Consider the following 15,696-nt stretch of genomic DNA (forward strand, 5'->3'; position numbering starts at 1 on the left):
TTTTATTTGCGAACAATCACGCTTCCGCTTGCCTGATGGGTAGCCAGAATCAGCACTTCGGCTATCTGCACGTGAGCGGGAGCGTTTGCAGCGTAAACAGCTACATCGGCAATATCGTCGCCGGTAAGAGGTTTGATACCTTTATATACATTGGCAGCGCGCTCCTCGTCGCCGTGGAAACGGATGTTGCTGAAGTTGGTCTCTACCAGTCCGGGCTTCAGGTTGGTTACACGTACGGCGGTGTTAGCCACATCGATACGCAGTCCATCGCTCAGCGCCTTAACGGCAGCCTTGGTAGCACAGTACACGTTACCGCCAGCGTAGGCAGCATCACCAGCTACCGAACCCATATTAATCACATGTCCGCGATCACGTGCCACCATACCAGGCACAATCAGGCGGGTCATAGTCAGAAGTCCCTTTACGTTGGTATCAATCATACCGTCCCAATCATCGCTGTTACCCTCGAATTCGGGCTCCAGACCTAAGGCCAGTCCGGCGTTGTTCACCAGCACGTCGATCTCCTGCCACTCAGCAGGCAGACTCTCGATAGCCTGACGGGCAGCCTCACGGTCGCGCACGTCAAACATCAAGGTAAGCACCTCGGCACCCTGGGCCTTCAGCTCGTCGGCAATCACAGTCATACGGGCCTGATTACGTCCAGTCAAAATCACCTTGTCGCCATTCTGGGCAAACTTGCGGGCACAAGCCTCACCAATGCCACTTGTGGCACCTGTAATCAATACAATCTTTTTCATAATTTTTGTGTTAATTATTCCATTGTGATATTCTCAATCTTAAGCTTCACCATACCAGCGGGCACACGTACCTCTACCACATCGCCAACCTTCTTATTCAGCAGGGCCTGAGCGATAGGCGACTTGATACTGATTTTACCCTCGCGCAGGTTTGCCTCGTGGGGACTGGCGATGGTGTAAGTCATCTTAGCATTGTTATTTAAATTGGTCATCTCAACCTTACTCAGAAGTCCCACGCAATCCTTACCCAACAGCGAGGTATCAATCACGCGTGCATTCTCGAGCACCTTCTGCAGAAAGCTGATACGACCCAACAGGCGGCCCTGCTCGCGCTTGGCTGCATGATACTCAAAGTTCTCGCTCAGGTCGCCCTTATCACGCGCCTCGCTGATGGCATCCTTACAAGCAGGTAAATCTACCGTCTCCAGTTGTTTCAATTCGGCTACGAGCTTGTCCCAGCCTTCTTGCGACATATATTCCATAATGATACAATTTCGTGTTATTTACTATCAATTCGGCTGCAAAATTAGCAAAAAAAACGCATATTTTACGATTTAGAGCACTATTTTTGGCAAAGTTTAGATATTTATTCAAATTTCGGCAGTTTTTACAATCTTTTTATTTATCTTTGCACCTTGAATTTTATAGGTAAAAAAATAAAGATGTAGAGATGGAAACAACAGCAATTCTGCTACTCCACTGCCCCGATCAGCAGGGCATTATTTCGGAAGTAACTAAGTTTATCACCGATAATAAGGGAAATATCGTTTACCTGGATCAGTATGTTGACAAGGTGGACGGCATGTTTTTTATGCGTATTGAGTGGGAACTGGAAGGATTTATGATTCCTCGCGACAAGATTTACGAGTACATCACCACCCTTTATGCGCAGCGTTACCAAATGAAATTCAGCTTGTACTTCAGCGATAAGCGTCCACGTATGGCTATCTTCGTTAGTAAGATGAGTCACTGTCTGTACGACTTGCTGGCACGTTGGAAGGCTGGCGAGTTTAAGTGCGACATTCCTTGTATCGTATCTAATCACGAGGATTTGCGCTACGTAGCCGAGCAGTTTGGCATACCTTACTACGTGTGGAGCATTAAGAAAGACCACAGTAACAAGGAGGAGGTAGAGAAGGCCGAGATGGAGCTGCTGAAGAAAGAGGATATCTCGTTTATCGTGCTGGCCCGCTATATGCAGATTATCAGCGACGAGATGATAGCCGAGTATCCGCATCATATCATCAACATCCACCACTCGTTCCTGCCTGCCTTTATCGGTGCCAAGCCCTATCATCAGGCTTACGAGCGCGGTGTAAAGATTATCGGTGCCACCAGCCACTATGTTACAGCCGAGCTGGATGCCGGTCCAATCATCGAGCAGGATGTTACCCGCATTACCCACAAGGACACCCCCGAGAGCTTAGTGCTGAAGGGTAAGGACTTGGAGAAAATCGTGCTCTCACACGCTGTGAGCAAGCACATCCAGCGCAAAATCCTCACATACAAGAACAAGACGATTATTTTCTCATGAATGTAGCAATAGTAAAATATAACGCAGGAAATATCTATTCGGTGGTGAACGCACTGAAGCGCCTGGGTATAGAACCCACGCTGACCGACGATGCCGAACTGCTGATGAAGGCCGATAAGGTGCTGTTTCCTGGACAGGGTCATGCTGGCGAAGCGATGGACTATCTGCGTGCCCGCAAGCTCGACCTGCTGATACGCGACCTGAAGCAGCCCGTTTTCGGCATCTGCGTAGGTCAGCAACTATTATGTCGCCACTCTGAGGAGGGCGATACCGAGTGTATAGGCATTTTTGATGCCGAAGTAAAACGTTTCCAGCCCCAGCGCCATGAGGATAAGGTACCTTGCATGGGATGGCAGGAGTTGCGGGTAAGCGATAACCCGATTCTAAAAAATTTAGGCCAGCACCCTTACGTTTACTTTGTACACTCCTACTATGTGCCTGTGTGTAACGAGACCATCGCTACGGCAGACTACATTCTGCCCTACTCGGCCTCTATGCACAAGGATAATTTCTATACCTGCCAGTTCCACCCCGAAAAAAGTGGTAAGGTGGGTGAACAAATCATTAAAAACTTCATCGATTTATGATTGAACTGATTCCCGCTATCGACATTATTGCTGGTAAGTGTGTACGACTGACCAAGGGCGACTACGACCAGAAAACCGAGTACGGCGAGCCATTAGAGATGGCCCGCGAGTTTGAACGCATCGGCTTTAAGCGTCTGCACATGGTAGATCTTGATGGCGCCAAATCAAAACATATTGTTAACAGCAAGGTGCTCACTCAGGTCACGTCAGAAACATCACTCGAAGTAGATTTCGGTGGTGGAATTAAGACCCATACCGATATCGAGGCTGCCTTTGATGCTGGCGCACAGATGGTAACCGTTGGTTCTATTGCTGTTACCCAGCCCAACCTGTTTACCTGGTGGCTACAGAAATACGGTCCCGACCGCATGATTCTGGGTGCCGATGTGCGCAATGGCAAAATCAGCATCAACGGCTGGAAGGAGGATTCGGAAGAAGACCTGCTGCCTTTCCTCAAGAAATACGTGAATGCTGGTGTGAAGAACGTATTGTGCACAGAGATTTCGAAAGACGGCACCCTCGGCGGTCCAGCCTTCGAGCTCTACGCTAGTGTAATGAAAGAGTATCCCGATTTGCACTTGATTGCCAGTGGCGGTGTATCGTGTATCGAAGATATCAAGGCCCTCGAAGCTATCGGCGTACCAGCCGTTGTGTTCGGCAAGGCCATTTACGAAGGTAAGATTGACCTTCGCGAACTGATCAAACTAAATAAATGATTATGGGATTAGCAAAACGAATCATACCCTGTTTGGATGTAAAAGACGGTGAGACCGTTAAAGGCACCAACTTTGTAAACCTGCGCTCGGCTGGCGACCCGGTTGAACTGGGTAAGGCCTACAGCGAGCAAGGTGCCGACGAGCTCTGCTTCCTGGATATCACCGCCAGCTTCGAGGGCCGCAAAACGTTTACCGATATGGTAACACGTGTGGCCAAAGAGATAAATATCCCCTTTACTGTGGGTGGTGGCATTAACGAGTTGGCTGATGTTGAGCGCCTGTTATATGCCGGAGCAGATAAGGTGAGCGTGAACAGCGCTGCCATCCGCCGCCCCGAACTGATTAGCGAGATTACCAGTCGTTTTGGTTCGCAGGTATGCGTTGTGGCCATCGATGCCCGTTTTGATGCCGATGGCTGGCATTGCTACCTGAAAGGCGGACGCGAGCGTACTGAGCGCGGCCTGTTTGAATGGGCACACGAGGCCCAGGAGCGTGGTGCAGGCGAGATACTGTTTACCAGTATGGATCACGACGGTGTGAAAGAAGGCTATGCCAACGAGGCTCTGCGCGAGTTGGCCGACAACCTCTCAATCCCCATCATCGCCAGCGGTGGTGCAGGCAAAAAAGAGCATTTCCGCGATACCTTTATCGATGGTCATGCCGATGCCGCCCTCGCCGCCAGTGTGTTCCACTTCGGCGAGATTCCCATCCCCGAACTGAAAGCCTACCTGAAGGCTGAAGGCATCAACGTAAGAATGTAAAAATGCAAAAATGTAAAAATTAAAAAATGAAGATAGATTTTGAAAAGAGCGGAGGCCTAGTGCCCGCTATTATCCAGGATGCCCAGACTAAGAACGTGCTAATGCTGGGCTATATGAACGAGGAAGCCTACCAGAAAACCATCGATACCAAGAAGGTTACATTCTGGAGTCGCAGTCGTAACTGCCTTTGGACCAAAGGCGAGACCAGCGGCAACTTCCTGCATCTGGTAGATATCAAAGTGGACTGCGATAACGATACCCTGCTGGTGAAGGCAACCCCCGACGGACCAACCTGTCACACAGGTACCGACACTTGTTGGGGCGAGACCAACGACAGCGGTGTTACATTCCTGACCGAGTTGCAGGACTTTATCGACAAGCGCCATCAGGAGATGCCCGAGGGCAGCTATACCACCAAACTGTTTAAGGATGGTATCAACAAGATTGCCCAGAAGGTGGGCGAAGAGGCTTTGGAGACAGTGATCGAGGCTACTAACGGTACCGACGAGCACCTGGTTTACGAGGCCAGCGACCTGCTGTATCACCTCACCGTACTGCTCACCAGCAAGGGTTTGCGTATAGAGCAGGTGGCCGACGAGCTGCACAAGCGCCACGATCCCAACTGGGACAAGCAGCGCCGCGAAGCTAAAGCTGCAGGCAAGATGAAATAACATTATACATTAAACATTAAAGATTAAACATTAAGCATTAGGTATGCTGATATCGTATAAGAATGTAAACGTTTACCAGGATTCGGGCATTAAGGTGCTCGAGGGGGTGAACCTTGAGGTTAACGAGGGCGAGATGGTTTACGTGATTGGTCGCGTAGGCTCGGGTAAAAGCTCGCTCCTGAAGACACTCTACGGCGAACTGGATGTCGACGAAGCCGACGAGGCTATTGTGCTGGAGCGCGACCTGAAGACCATCCGTCGAAAAGATATTCCAGGCTTGCGCCGCGACCTGGGCGTGGTGTTCCAGAACTTCCAACTGCTCAGCGACCGCACCGTATATAAGAACCTGCGCTTTGTGCTCAAGGCCACAGGTTGGAAAGATAACGATGCCATCAACAACCGCATCAGCGAGGTGATGGAGCAGATAGGACTGGACGAGAAGCTGTTTAAGATGCCCAACGAACTGTCGGGTGGCGAGCAGCAGCGTGTGGCCATCGCCCGCGCCATCTTGAACCATCCTAAGCTCATCATCGCCGACGAGCCTACAGGCAATCTGGACAAGGAGACTGCCGACAGCATTATGCAGCTGCTGAAGAGCATCGCCGAAACAGGTACTGCCGTTATCATGTCGACCCACAACATCGGCTTGGTAAACAAGTACCCAGGCAAAGCCTTCCAGTGCCAGGATGGCAAAATGGAACAGGTGATTATCAAGCCAAAGGCATGAGATCATTGAACATTGAACATTGAAGATTGAACATTGAAAAATATATAAGGCTTATGAAAGTAATGAAATTCGGCGGAACATCCGTCGGCTCACCAGAGAGAATGAAGGAGGTAACAGCACTTGTTACCAAGTTTAACGAACCCGTTTTCGTAGTGCTCTCAGCTATGTCGGGCACCACCAACAGTCTTGTCGAGATTTCCGACTATCTCTACAAGAAGAACCCCGATGGTGCTAACGAGGTGATTAACCGCTTGGAGCAGAAGTACGACAAGCATGTTGACGAGCTTTACAGCAAGGACGAGACCAAGGCCGCAACCCGCGAGTTCCTGAAGAGCGAGTTCGACTACCTGCGCTCGTTCACCAAGGAGCTCTTTACTTCTTTCGAGGAGAAGAGTATTGTGGCTCAGGGCGAGATGATGTCGACCAACATGGTGGTTAACTACATGAACGAGATTGGTATCAAGGCCGTACTGCTGAATGCACTCGACTTTATGCGTACTGATAAGAATGCCGAGCCCGATCCTGTTTATATCAAGGAGAAGCTGGCTGCGCTGATGCAGGAGCACGAGGGTGTTCAGGTATTCCTTACCCAGGGTTTTATCTGCCGCAACGCTTATGGCGAGATTGATAACCTGCAGCGTGGTGGTAGCGACTACACAGCCTCGCTGATTGGTGCTGCTATCGGTGCTGATGAGATTCAGATCTGGACCGATATCGACGGTATGCACAACAACGACCCACGTGTGGTTGACGGCACAGAGCCTGTACACCAGCTGCACTTTGAGGAGGCAGCCGAGCTGGCTTACTTTGGTGCAAAGATTCTGCACCCCACCTGCGTGCAGCCTGCCAAATATGCAGGTATCCCCGTTCGCTTGCTCAACACCATGGATCCTGAGGCTGAGGGTACCACCATCAGCAACAAGACCGAGTATGGCAAGATTAAGGCCATCGCTGCTAAGGACAATATCACCGCAATCAAAATCAAGTCTTCTCGCATGCTGCTGGCTACAGGTTTCCTGCGTAAGGTATTCGAGATTTTCGAGAGCTATCAGACTCCTATCGACATGGTTTGTACCTCAGAGGTTGGTGTATCGATGAGTATCGACAACAGCGCTCACCTGGGCGAGATTGTGGATGAGTTGAAGAAGTACGGTACCGTTACCGTTGATACCAACATGTGCATTATCTGTGTGGTTGGCGACCTGGATTGGAGCAATGTTGGCTTCGAGACTATCGCCCTCGACGCGCTGAAGGATATCCCCGTTCGCATGGTAAGCTACGGTGGTTCTAACTACAACATCTCGTTCCTGATTCGCGAGGAGGATAAGAAGCGTGCCCTGCAGAAGCTGAGCGACACCATCTTTAAAAAGTAAAGATGTAAAAATTAAAAAATGTAAGAATTGAAATTAGAAAGAGACAAACAAGACAATGGCTAAAGGAATATTCCCAGTAGAGAGGTTCAACGAGATGGAGACACCTTTCTACTACTACGACACATCTCTGCTGCGCCAGACACTACAAACGATTAACAACGAAGCCAGCAAGCACGAAGGCTTTGTAGTGCACTATGCCGTGAAGGCAAATGCCAACCCACGCATTCTGCGCATCATACGCGAAGCCGGACTGGGTGCCGATTGCGTGAGCGGCGGTGAGGTTGAAGCATCAATCAAGGCAGGCTTCCCCAAGGAGAAAATCGTTTATGCTGGTGTAGGTAAGAGCGATTGGGAAATCAAACTTGGACTGGACAACGACATCTTCTGTTTTAACGTAGAGAGCATCCCCGAGCTCGAGGTTATCAACGAGCTGGCAGCCCAGAAGGGCAAGGTGGCTCGCGTGGCTTTCCGTTTGAATCCCAATGTGGGTGCCCACACCCACGCTAACATCACCACCGGACTGGCCGAGAATAAGTTCGGCATCGCTATGGGCGATATGGTAAAGGTGATTCGCGAGGCCGAGAAGATGGAGAACGTAAAATTTGTAGGCTTGCACTTCCATATTGGTTCGCAGATATTGGATATGGGCGATTTCGAGGCACTCTGCAATCGCGTAAACGAGTTGCAGCAGGAGCTTATCAGTCATCGCATCCGTGTTGAGCATATCAACGTGGGTGGTGGACTGGGTATCGACTATGCGCACCCCAACCGTGTGCCCATTCCCGATTTCAAGGCTTACTTCGACACCTATGCCAAGAAGCTGAAACTGCAGCCCGGACAAACCCTGCACTTTGAGCTGGGACGTGCCGTTGTGGCTCAGTGCGGTAGCCTTATCACACGTACCTTATATATTAAGGAAGGTGCAGTTAAGAAGTTTGCCATTGTCGATGCAGGCTTCACCGACCTCATCCGCCCGGCACTCTACCAGGCATACCATAAGATCGAGAATATCACCAGCGACGAAGCACCCGAGGCCTATGATGTGGTAGGTCCTATCTGCGAGAGCACCGACGTGTTTGCTAAGCAGATCGACCTGAACAAGGCTAAGCGCGGCGATTTGCTGGCCATCCGATCGGCTGGTGCCTATGGCGAGATTATGGCGTCGCAGTACAACTGTCGCCGCCTGCCAAAGGGCTACATGAGCGATGAGCTGTAAGCAAAATGTAAAAATGTAAAAATTATACAATGAATAAAGACGAACGGAGATTCTCTGTTATCATGACCGTGTACGACCAGGCGTACGAGCTGCAGGAAAACCTAACGGCCTTCCTCACGCAGCAGTACCAGCCTGGCTACGAGGTTGTGGTGGTAGATGAGTCTTCTACCGACGAGACGCCTGATATACTCAAGCTTCTCAAAAAAGATTACCCCAACCTCTATACCACCTTTCTGCCAAAATCCGAAGGTCATGCCATCAGCAAGAAGCAGGCCTACAACATTGGCATCAAGGCAGCTAAAAACGATTGGCTAATCTTTGCCAACGCCAGTCATGCGCCCGTCAACGAAACTATCCTGCAGGGCATCAACGACAACCTGAGTGATACGGCCGACCTGACGTTAGGCTATCTTACCAAGAAAGGCATTAAACTGCAGGCGTTCTACGATGTAGATGATGCCAGTGACCATGTTACACGCATAGAGCGCCGACTCAAGAAGGTGAGAACCCGAAAGCGCCACCACTACCGCTGGGGGCGTTACGATTTTATCGTTATCAAGAAATCGGCAGCCTTCGATGTGCTGAAGTACTTCGAGCTCAAGCCATCGTTTGTTCAGCGTCAGGCTTTGCGTTGGCGCATTTTCTGGAAAAACCAGTTCTGCAGATATGAATATATTACATATCTACCCAAAGAATAACGAGCTGATACAACGTCATGTACAGCTGTTGGTAGAGGGATTACGACAGAGTGCCACCGTGGTAGTGGCCGATAACAGCAAATCCTTCTACCAACAGGCTCGCGACGTGCAGGCCGATATCATCCACATTCACGGTGCCAACCAAATGGTGCAGACCAAAGCCATGCGCTGCGCCAGAAAGTTGAACATACGCACCGTAGTAACACCTCACGGACAGCTGCAGCCTTTTGCCTTGCAGATGCTGCCCGCCCAGCAGCGTGCCGCTATGACGCTGGTACAGAGCGAGTTTATCGAGGGCGCCTATGCCGTGATCACCATGGGCAAGATGGAGCGACTGGGGTTTATGGCCCTTGGGTGGAACCCACGTGTAGAAGAGGTTCACAACGCCGTAACCACCAACACCATCAGTACAGCCGAGATGGCTGCCCAAACATTTGCCATCTATCAGAAGATACTCGACTCGAACACCCTCGAACTGATGGACGATCTCACCCGTCGTGCCCTGAAGGTGATTATCAAGGCTGGTATTCTGGGCGATAAGCGCTGGGTGGAGCAAGAGGCCAAGGAGGTGGATGCACGCCTGATTGACTGGCGCCGCCTGCTGATATATGCCGAGCACGAGAACATCAGCAACTACACCGACTACGGCATCCGTATACTCGACTACTCATCGCCACTCCTCGATGTTGCGAGGATTGCAGCCTATTTTCCCAAGAAATATCATCGCCCCCAGCCTATCAAGGAACTGATTGGCGATTATCAGGGCGACGAGACCGATTACCTGATGCGTATCATCCGTCAGGTGCTCAAATCCCCTACCCTGTTGAACATGATGGAGCTGACACGCGAGCTGTATCGCGACAACGTGAACGACGACCAGCTGGCCGAAGCACTCGAAGATGCCAATCTTACCAAACGTGCCGCCCGGTTGATTCAGGTTCTGAAGGAACAAGTTCTTTTAGACGAGGGCTACATGCCCATCGACCCGCTCGACGATAAACAGACCGACGTATTACGTAACAATCTGAAAAACCATCTTAAGATATGAAACATCTTACCGACAATGAAACTGATCTGCACTACTTGCAACTGTTAGCACAATCGTTCCCCACGGTTGCCGACGCCTCAACCGAGATTATCAACCTCGAGGCTATCATGGCGCTGCCTAAGGGCACAGAGCACTTCCTGGCCGATATTCACGGCGAGAGCGAGGCTTTCCGCCATATCCTGAAGAACGCCTCGGGTAACATCAAGCGTAAGGTAAACGAGCTGTTTGGCAACGATATCCGTGAGAGCGAGAAGAAAGAGTTGTGCACCCTGATATACTACCCCGAAGAGAAACTGGAGCTGATTAAGGCCCAGGAAAAAGATATAGAGGACTGGTACCGCATTACCATCCACCAACTGGTAAAAGTGTGCCGCGACGTGAGCAGTAAGTACACCCGCTCGAAGGTGCGCAAATCGCTGCCACAGGATTTTGCCTACATTATCGAGGAGCTGCTGCACGAGAGTCTGAGCGACAACGATAAGGCCGCCTACGTGAGCGTGATTGTAAACACCATCATCTCTACAGGTCGTGCTGATGATTTTATCTGCGCCATCTGTAATGTGATCCAGCGCCTGGCCATCGACCAGCTGCATATTCTTGGCGACATCTACGACCGCGGTCCTGGTGCCCACATCATCATGGACACCCTGCGCCAATACCACTCGTGGGACATCCAGTGGGGCAATCACGATGTGCTGTGGATGGGTGCTTCGGCTGGTAACGACGCCTGTATCTGCAATGTGTTGCGCCTCTGTCTGCGCTATGCCAATCTCTCTACCATCGAGGAGTACGGCATCAACTTAGTGCCGCTGGCCACTTTTGCGCTCGACGTATATGGCGACGACCCCTGCCTGGAGTTCCAGCCCAAGCTGCTGCCAGGCAACACGATGGACGAGAAGACCCAGCAGCTCACCGCCAAGATGCACAAGGCCATTGCTGTATTGCAGTTCAAGACCGAGGCCGAGATATTCGGCCGTCGCCCCGAGTGGCAGATGCAGGATCGCTGCATGCTCAGTAGAGTTGATTACGAGAGGGGCAACTGCACCATTGATCGCAAGGAGTACGAGATGAAGAGCTGCAACTTCCCCACCGTTGATCCCGCGCATCCCTTCAAGCTTACCGCCGAGGAGGCCGACCTGATGCACAAGCTGCACCACTCGTTCCGCATCAGCGAAAAGCTGCACAAGCATATCAACACGCTGCTGTCGCACGGCTGCATGTACACCATCAGCAACAGCAACCTGCTGTTCCACGCCGCCATCCCGCTTAACGACGATGGTTCGCTCAAGGAGATAGAGATCTATCCAGGCAGGAAATACTCGGGCAAGGAGCTGATGCACAATATCGGCATGATGATCCGCGAGGCCTTCCAGAACGATTCGGATGATAAGGATTACGCCCGCGACTACTTCCTGTACCTGTGGTGCGGTAAGGATTCGCCCCTGTTCTGTAAGTCGAAGATGGCCACTTTCGAACGCTATTTCCTGGTTGATAAGGATACCTATAAGGAGGAAAAAGGCAATTACTTTAAGCTGCGTGATAGCGAGGAGGTTTGCGACCGTATTCTGGATGCCTTTGGCGTAAAGGGTAACAACCGCCATATTATCAACGGTCACGTGCCCGTACATGCCGGTAGCGGCGAGAATCCTATCAAGGCAGGCGGCAAGCTCATGGTGATTGATGGTGGATTCTCCGAGGCCTATCACAAGGAGACTGGTATTGCCGGCTACACCCTGGTATATCACTCGCGCGGTTTCCAACTGGTTCAGCACGAGCCGTTCACCTCGGCCCGCGATGCTATAGCACGCGAAATAGATATTAAATCTACCACACAGATTATCGAGATGTCGGCCCATCGCATGCTGGTGGCCGATACGGATAAGGGCGAGGAGCTGCGCTCACAGATTGCCGATCTGAAGGAGCTGCTTTACGCCTATCGTCACGGAATTATTACTGAGCGCCGCCGATGATTGTCCGCTGCCTGTTAGCCCTGCTGTGGCTGCTGCCATTAGCCGCACAAGCCGAGAACCGCATTAACCAGCCCAACATTAAGACGCTGGTTACGATGGTGAACCAGAACTGGCTGAATGCCCCTGTGATGCGCCTGCATAGCGACGATGTGCTGACGGTAGAGTTCGACGAACTCTCGCACGACTACCATCGCTACGTGTATCGCCTGGAGCATTGCGAGGCCGACTGGACACCAAGCGAAGAGCTGTTCGAGAGCGACTGGCTTTCAGGCTTCAACGGCAACCCCATCGAGGATTACGCACACTCCATAAACACCATCGTACCCTACACCCACTACCAGCTGCAGCTGCCCAACGACCGCTGCCAGCTGCTGATGAGTGGCAACTACCGCCTGTATATTCTGGACGAGGACGACGACAACCGCGAGGTATTGGTAACCGAGTTTATGGTTACCGAGCAGAGTATGCGCCTGAGCCTGAGCAGCACCCCTAACACCGATATCGACACCCGTGTGAGTCACCAGCAGGTAACGATGGCGCTCGACTATGGCAGCCTGCCCGTTACCAACCCCGATACGCAGATTTACGCCGTAGTGATGCAGAACCACCAGCAGCGCAATATGCGCCAGGGCATAAAGCCCAACATCACCACCCGCAACGGTCTGGAGTGGAGCCACAACCGCGAGCTCATCTTCGATGCGGGCAACGAGTATCGTAAGTTCGAGGTGCTGGATGTGAGTCATCCCACCATGGGTATCGACCACATTACCTGGGATGGCGAGAACTATCAGGCCTACACCTTTGTAGATGCCCCCCGCCCCAACTACCTGTACGACGAGGATGCCAACGGCGCCTTCTGTATCCGCAACAGCGACTACCACGAGGTAAGCACCACTGGCCAGTATGTGTGGGTAAACTACCGCCTGCGTGTACCACGCCAGGGACCTATCTACATCAGCGGCCGCTGGACTACTGCTACAGGTGCCGACGACTACATGCTGTATTACGACCCCGTGAACGAGCTGTACACAGCCAGCATCCTACAGAAGCAAGGCTATTACAACTACCAGTACACCACAGCCGATGGGCAACAGTTAGCCAGCGAGGGCAACTATTACCAAACCGAAAATCAATATCAAGCTTTAGTTTATTACAAGGGCACTACCGACCGCACTTGGCGCCTTAGCGCTTTCTGCGATACTGGTCGGGAGTAACGCGGTAAACCTGGAAGAACTGCGATATCAGGAAGTTTACCGAAATAAATCCGCACTTATCAGCTATCACCTCAAGCGGCTCCTTGGTGTTACGCAGCATGCGCTCGGCCTGCTGCAGTCGGGCCTGTTTAATCAGTGGTCGCGGACTCTTGAATATATTGGTGGTAATCACCTGATAGAATGTCTTGGCATCCATACCGGCAGCATTGCTCAGTCGGCGCATGGTCATCTTTTTCTTCTTGCGCTCAAGCTCTACCACAGGGGCAATCTTCTTATATATCTTCAGGAAGTCGGCATCCAGTTCTACCTGCGGGTCGAGCTGTGACGAAGTGTATTCCTCAACCACAGGCTCCAGTACCTCGGCGCTGGTGTTACAACGGTCCACAAAAGCGTAGATACGGTTAATCAGGCCAATCTCCTCGCTGTTACGCATAGCACGCAGGTTGGCATTCTTCATATAGTAGAACAGGTTAATACCCGCCATCACTACCAGCACAAAGGCCAACAGTCCGAACAGACCTACCGAACGCCACCAAGGCTCGTTCACGTCGATGGTCCACTCGTAAGGCCTGGTATCCCATACATCGGGGGCTAACGATGCTTGTACCTGTATGGTGTAGTGTCCTGGGCGCAGCGCTATCAGCGGCAGGTGCAGCAGGCCATCCTTGTCAACCATATCCGAACTGAATGGCGACAGTACGCGCCACTCCTCGTCGAGCCCCAGCACACGCACGCGATAGAACGTCTGTTGCGGACGGAAGTAGTTCAAAGCCGAGAACACCAGCGTCAACGAGTTCTGATTGTAATTCAGATCCAGGCCCCAGACACGACTCAGGGCACGATTCAGTATACGTTTACCGTCAATCTCGGTTGTTGGGGTCACATCTATACCGTTAACCATCAGCTTTATCAGCTTAGGATAAATCTTAAACGGATAATTGTTGTCGAGTGTCGACATCTTGGTAGGATCAAACAGCACCACATGGTCGAGCGACTGCATGGCTATCTGCCCGTCGGGCAGCAGCATGGCCTTACCGTTCACAAACACCTCGTTAGGCACATGGTCGTACTCGTTGTAGCTGTTGATAAAGTGTACCTTGCCATCCTCGTCAAACAGCACTACCGATATACCATAGCTGGTAGCCACCCAGATGTGGTGGGCTTGGTCTTCTACTATCGAGTGTACAATATTGTTGTACAAGCCATCCTTGGTGGTGTAAACCTGTGGCAGCAGGTCGCTTTCGCGGCGATACACCTGCAAGCCCTGCGATGTGCCCACCCACGTCCAGCCTCGCGAATCCTTAAACACGCAGTTCACGGTGCGGTCGCGGAATTTTGGCCACTGGTTTACGTTACTCATCATAGAGCCCAGCTGGTTAGCTGTAGGTGTTCCCCAGGCATAGGGTATAAATGGCGGTTTGTAGGGCCTTGAGTAAAGTATACCGCGACTCTCGGTACCGGCCCACATACCACCCTGGCGGTCGAAGGCAATCACGTTGATATCGGTTTCGAGCGGCTGCCCGGACACAATACTCAGTGCCTCGATATGGTTAGTCTCGTAGCTGCTCTCGTGTACTGTCCAATAACCGTATTCGCAAGGCACATACAGCAGCGAGTCGTGCTTCACCAAACTGTTCAGGTGGTAAGGTGTGCGCAGCAGTTCGGTCCACTCCTTGCGTGGCACGTCGTACTGCATCAGTATGGCATCCTTGGCACCGTTACGTATCTGGTACACCTTGGTGCTGTCCATCATTACCAGCGACGAAGCCGAATAGTGGCGGGCCATATCATCGTTATAGGGTCGGTTCTCAGCCAAACGCTTGCCCTTGGCAATATCGTACATCTCCATCAGTCCGTTCTCGTAGAACAGCATCAGGAACTTGTCCTTATACACCTCCAGGTCCTGCAGGTTCAAGCCCGCACGCGGCTTAATATACTGTTTGGTTGCAACCGAATACAAGCCGTTAGCCGTCAGCAGCCAAACCACACCCGTACGGTCCACAAACAAGTCCATCACGCGCTCTTTCACACCAAACTCGGCAAACACATCCTCAATGCTCGGCACAAAGCGTTCGGTAATCAGCTCTACACAAGTAACGCTACCCGTGTTCTTCAGCCAGATGTGGTGATACTTGTCGAAGTACAGATGGTAATTACCACGATAATCCGACAGGGCGTAGATGTTCTCATCCAGCGGGTCGATATACGAGAACGAGGCGCCGTCGTAGAAGTTAATCTGACCTGCGGTGGTAATCACCAGTCGGCCAGTCTTGGTGCAAAGAATGGTTTGGGCACCGTTATCGGCCAAACCGTTAGCTGCGGTATAATTACGGAAGATACGCGGTGATACATTAACAGCCCCTGCAGTCAATATCGACAGCAGCACTGTTAGTAGTATTATCGCGTATCTTCTAGTCATTGGT

The 15,696-nt window shown here is 51.5% G+C and carries 15 protein-coding genes; 12 read left to right on the top strand and 3 right to left on the bottom strand.

Annotated elements, in window-relative coordinates; genetic code table 11:
- Positions 1-2: 2 nt before the first annotated feature.
- A complete protein-coding gene (locus BLU97_RS11280) occupies positions 3-758 on the bottom strand; it encodes an SDR family oxidoreductase (RefSeq protein WP_175456370.1) in 756 nt (251 codons plus the stop codon).
- Between the two features lie 14 nt (positions 759-772).
- Positions 773-1,240, bottom strand: coding sequence for a transcription elongation factor GreA (greA, locus tag BLU97_RS11285; protein ID WP_013063638.1), 468 nt, complete (start codon positions 1,238-1,240; stop codon positions 773-775).
- Positions 1,241-1,428: 188 nt separating this feature from the next.
- On the opposite strand from greA, the gene purU reads away from it, so the two are divergent.
- From purU to BLU97_RS11345, 12 genes are read left to right on the top strand one after another with little or no spacing between them, the layout of a single operon-like run.
- Positions 1,429-2,292, top strand: coding sequence for a formyltetrahydrofolate deformylase (gene purU, locus BLU97_RS11290; protein ID WP_074761663.1), 864 nt, complete (start codon positions 1,429-1,431; stop codon positions 2,290-2,292).
- Positions 2,289-2,879 carry an imidazole glycerol phosphate synthase subunit HisH gene (hisH, locus tag BLU97_RS11295; RefSeq protein WP_073045034.1) on the top strand — a complete coding sequence of 197 codons (591 nt, stop codon included), beginning with the start codon at positions 2,289-2,291 and terminating at the stop codon, positions 2,877-2,879. Before purU ends, hisH begins: the two co-directional genes overlap by 4 nt.
- Complete coding sequence (gene hisA / locus BLU97_RS11300; protein ID WP_074761664.1) at positions 2,876-3,595, top strand: 1-(5-phosphoribosyl)-5-[(5-phosphoribosylamino)methylideneamino]imidazole-4-carboxamide isomerase; 720 nt, start codon at positions 2,876-2,878, stop codon at positions 3,593-3,595. The genes hisH and hisA overlap by 4 nt, the downstream gene beginning before the upstream one ends.
- Positions 3,596-3,597: 2 nt before the next feature.
- Positions 3,598-4,356 carry an imidazole glycerol phosphate synthase subunit HisF gene (gene hisF, locus BLU97_RS11305; protein ID WP_074761834.1) on the top strand — a complete coding sequence of 253 codons (759 nt, stop codon included), beginning with the start codon at positions 3,598-3,600 and terminating at the stop codon, positions 4,354-4,356.
- 26 nt (positions 4,357-4,382) lie between these two features.
- Positions 4,383-5,027, top strand: a complete 645-nt coding sequence (gene hisIE, locus BLU97_RS11310) for a bifunctional phosphoribosyl-AMP cyclohydrolase/phosphoribosyl-ATP diphosphatase HisIE (protein ID WP_013064526.1) — start codon at positions 4,383-4,385, stop codon at positions 5,025-5,027.
- A gap of 43 nt (positions 5,028-5,070) precedes the next feature.
- The gene (locus tag BLU97_RS11315; RefSeq protein ID WP_074761665.1) at positions 5,071-5,754 is read left to right on the top strand and encodes a cell division ATP-binding protein FtsE; all 684 of its coding nucleotides are present in this window, start codon (positions 5,071-5,073) and stop codon (positions 5,752-5,754) included.
- Positions 5,755-5,807: 53 nt separating this feature from the next.
- Positions 5,808-7,127: an aspartate kinase gene (locus BLU97_RS11320; protein ID WP_013063559.1), complete on the top strand. Its 1,320-nt coding sequence runs from the start codon at positions 5,808-5,810 to the stop codon at positions 7,125-7,127.
- 55 nt (positions 7,128-7,182) lie between these two features.
- A complete protein-coding gene (lysA, locus tag BLU97_RS11325) occupies positions 7,183-8,343 on the top strand; it encodes a diaminopimelate decarboxylase (protein WP_074761666.1) in 1,161 nt (386 codons plus the stop codon).
- Between the two features lie 29 nt (positions 8,344-8,372).
- Positions 8,373-9,041: a glycosyltransferase gene (locus BLU97_RS11330; protein ID WP_081352997.1), complete on the top strand. Its 669-nt coding sequence runs from the start codon at positions 8,373-8,375 to the stop codon at positions 9,039-9,041.
- A complete protein-coding gene (locus tag BLU97_RS11335) occupies positions 9,010-10,089 on the top strand; it encodes a glycosyltransferase (RefSeq protein ID WP_074761668.1) in 1,080 nt (359 codons plus the stop codon). Before BLU97_RS11330 ends, BLU97_RS11335 begins: the two co-directional genes overlap by 32 nt.
- Positions 10,086-12,059, top strand: a complete 1,974-nt coding sequence (locus BLU97_RS11340) for a fructose-1,6-bisphosphatase (protein WP_074761669.1) — start codon at positions 10,086-10,088, stop codon at positions 12,057-12,059. The genes BLU97_RS11335 and BLU97_RS11340 overlap by 4 nt, the downstream gene beginning before the upstream one ends.
- On the top strand, positions 12,056-13,273 hold the full coding sequence (locus BLU97_RS11345; protein WP_081352998.1) for a DUF5103 domain-containing protein: 1,218 nt from the start codon (positions 12,056-12,058) through the stop codon (positions 13,271-13,273). The genes BLU97_RS11340 and BLU97_RS11345 overlap by 4 nt, the downstream gene beginning before the upstream one ends.
- Here the strand turns inward: BLU97_RS11345 and BLU97_RS11350 are convergent.
- Positions 13,242-15,692: a helix-turn-helix domain-containing protein gene (locus tag BLU97_RS11350; RefSeq protein WP_081352999.1), complete on the bottom strand. Its 2,451-nt coding sequence runs from the start codon at positions 15,690-15,692 to the stop codon at positions 13,242-13,244. The two genes, BLU97_RS11345 and BLU97_RS11350, sit on opposite strands and share 32 nt — an antisense overlap.
- Between the last annotated feature and the right edge of the window lie 4 nt (positions 15,693-15,696).

Source organism: Xylanibacter ruminicola, from assembly GCF_900107775.1.
Lineage (GTDB): Bacteria > Bacteroidota > Bacteroidia > Bacteroidales > Bacteroidaceae > Prevotella > Prevotella ruminicola_C.